The organism is Photorhabdus khanii NC19, assembly GCF_000517265.1.
GTDB lineage: Bacteria > Pseudomonadota > Gammaproteobacteria > Enterobacterales > Enterobacteriaceae > Photorhabdus > Photorhabdus khanii.
Genome location: NZ_AYSJ01000010.1, coordinates 1 through 2057, shown reverse-complemented (window position 1 = coordinate 2057; position 2057 = coordinate 1). Strand labels below are relative to the sequence as shown.

Below are 2057 nucleotides of genomic sequence, written 5' to 3'. Positions count from 1 at the left end.
AGGCCAATCAAACCGGGAGATAGCTGGTTCTCCCCGAAAGCTATTTAGGTAGCGCCTCGTGGATTCATCTTCGGGGGTAGAGCACTGTTTCGGCTAGGGGGCCATCCCGGCTTACCAACCCGATGCAAACTGCGAATACCGAAGAATGGTATCACGGGAGACACACGGCGGGTGCTAACGTCCGTCGTGAAGAGGGAAACAACCCAGACCGCCAGCTAAGGTCCCAAAGTCATGGTTAAGTGGGAAACGAGGTGGGAAGGCTCAGACAGCCAGGATGTTGGCTTAGAAGCAGCCACCATTTAAAGAAAGCGTAATAGCTCACTGGTCGAGTCGGCCTGCGCGGAAGATGTAACGGGGCTAAACCATGCACCGAAGCTGCGGCAGCGACACGCAGGTGTTGTTGGGTAGGGGAGCGTTCTGTAAGCCGTTGAAGGNGGCGCTGNGAGGCCCGCTGGAGGTATCAGAAGTGCGAATGCTGACATAAGTAACGATAAAGCGGGTGAAAAACCCGCTCGCCGGAAGACCNAGGGTTCCTGTCCAACGTTAATCGGGGCAGGGTGAGTCGACCCCTAAGGCGAGGCTGAAAAGCGTAGTCGATGGGCAACAGGTTAATAGTCCTGTACTGAAGGTGACTGCGACGGGGGGACGGAGAAGGCTAGGCCATCCGGGCGACGGTCGTCCCGGTTTAAGCGTGTAGGTTGAAAGAGCCTTCAAATCCGCTCTTTCGTGAACACTGAGGCGTGATGACGAGCCGCTACGGCGGTGAAGTGGTTGATGCCCGGCTTCCAGGAAAAGCCTCTAAGCATCAGGTCACCTTGAATCGTACCCCAAACCGACACAGGTGGTCAGGTAGAGAATACTCAGGCGCTTGAGAGAACTCGGGTGAAGGAACTAGGCAAAATGGTGCCGTAACTTCGGGAGAAGGCACGCTGGCGGTAGGTGAAGGGCCCGCGCCCGGAGCCGAAGCCAGTCGCAGAGACCAGCTGGCTGCAACTGTTTATTAAAAACACAGCACTGTGCAAACACGAAAGTGGACGTATACGGTGTGACGCCTGCCCGGTGCTGGAAGGTTAATTGATGGGGTTAGCACGTGAGTGCGACGCTCTTGATCGAAGCCCCAGTAAACGGCGGCCGTAACTATAACGGTCCTAAGGTAGCGAAATTCCTTGTCGGGTAAGTTCCGACCTGCACGAATGGCGTAATGATGGCCAGGCTGTCTCCACCCGAGACTCAGTGAAATTGAACTCGCTGTGAAGATGCAGTGTACCCGCGGCAAGACGGAAAGACCCCGTGAACCTTTACTATAGCTTGACACTGAACATGGCACCTTGATGTGTAGGATAGGTGGGAGGCCTTGAAGTGTGGACGCCAGTCTGCACGGAGCCATCCTTGAAATACCACCCTTGAATGTGCGATGTTCTCACCCAGGTGCGTTATCCGGACCGGGGACAGTGTCTGGTGGGTAGTTTGACTGGGGCGGTCTCCTCCCAAAGCGTAACGGAGGAGCACGAAGGTTGGCTAATCACGGTCGGACATCGTGAGGTTAGTGCAAAGGCATAAGCCAGCTTGACTGCGAGAGTGACAGCTCGAGCAGGTACGAAAGTAGGTCTTAGTGATCCGGTGGTTCTGTATGGAAGGGCCATCGCTCAACGGATAAAAGGTACTCCGGGGATAACAGGCTGATACCGCCCAAGAGTTCATATCGACGGCGGTGTTTGGCACCTCGATGTCGGCTCATCACATCCTGGGGCTGAAGTCGGTCCCAAGGGTATGGCTGTTCGCCATTTAAAGTGGTACGCGAGCTGGGTTTAGAACGTCGTGAGACAGTTCGGTCCCTATCTGCCGTGGGCGTTGGAAGATTGAAAGGGGCTGCTCCTAGTACGAGAGGACCGGAGTGGACGCACCGCTGGTGTACGGGTTGTCATGCCAATGGCATAGCCCGGTAGCTAAGTGCGGAAGAGATAAGCGCTGAAAGCATCTAAGCGGGAAACTTGCCTTGAGATGAGTCTTCCCTTGACTGTGAGGTCACGGAAGGAACGTTTAAGACGAAGACGTGG

1 protein-coding gene and 1 other annotated feature (1 of these 2 running past the window's edge) are annotated in these 2057 nt (G+C 55.4%); the gene reads left to right on the top strand.

The features are described 5' to 3' along the window. Positions 1–2057 (top strand) — a sequence feature (most likely nonfunctional fraction of RNA operon) (it extends 340 nt beyond the left edge of the window). Next, the gene (locus PTE_RS26835; RefSeq protein WP_280739721.1) at positions 744–872 is read left to right on the top strand and encodes a hypothetical protein; all 129 of its coding nucleotides are present in this window, start codon (positions 744–746) and stop codon (positions 870–872) included. It overlaps the preceding feature by 129 nt.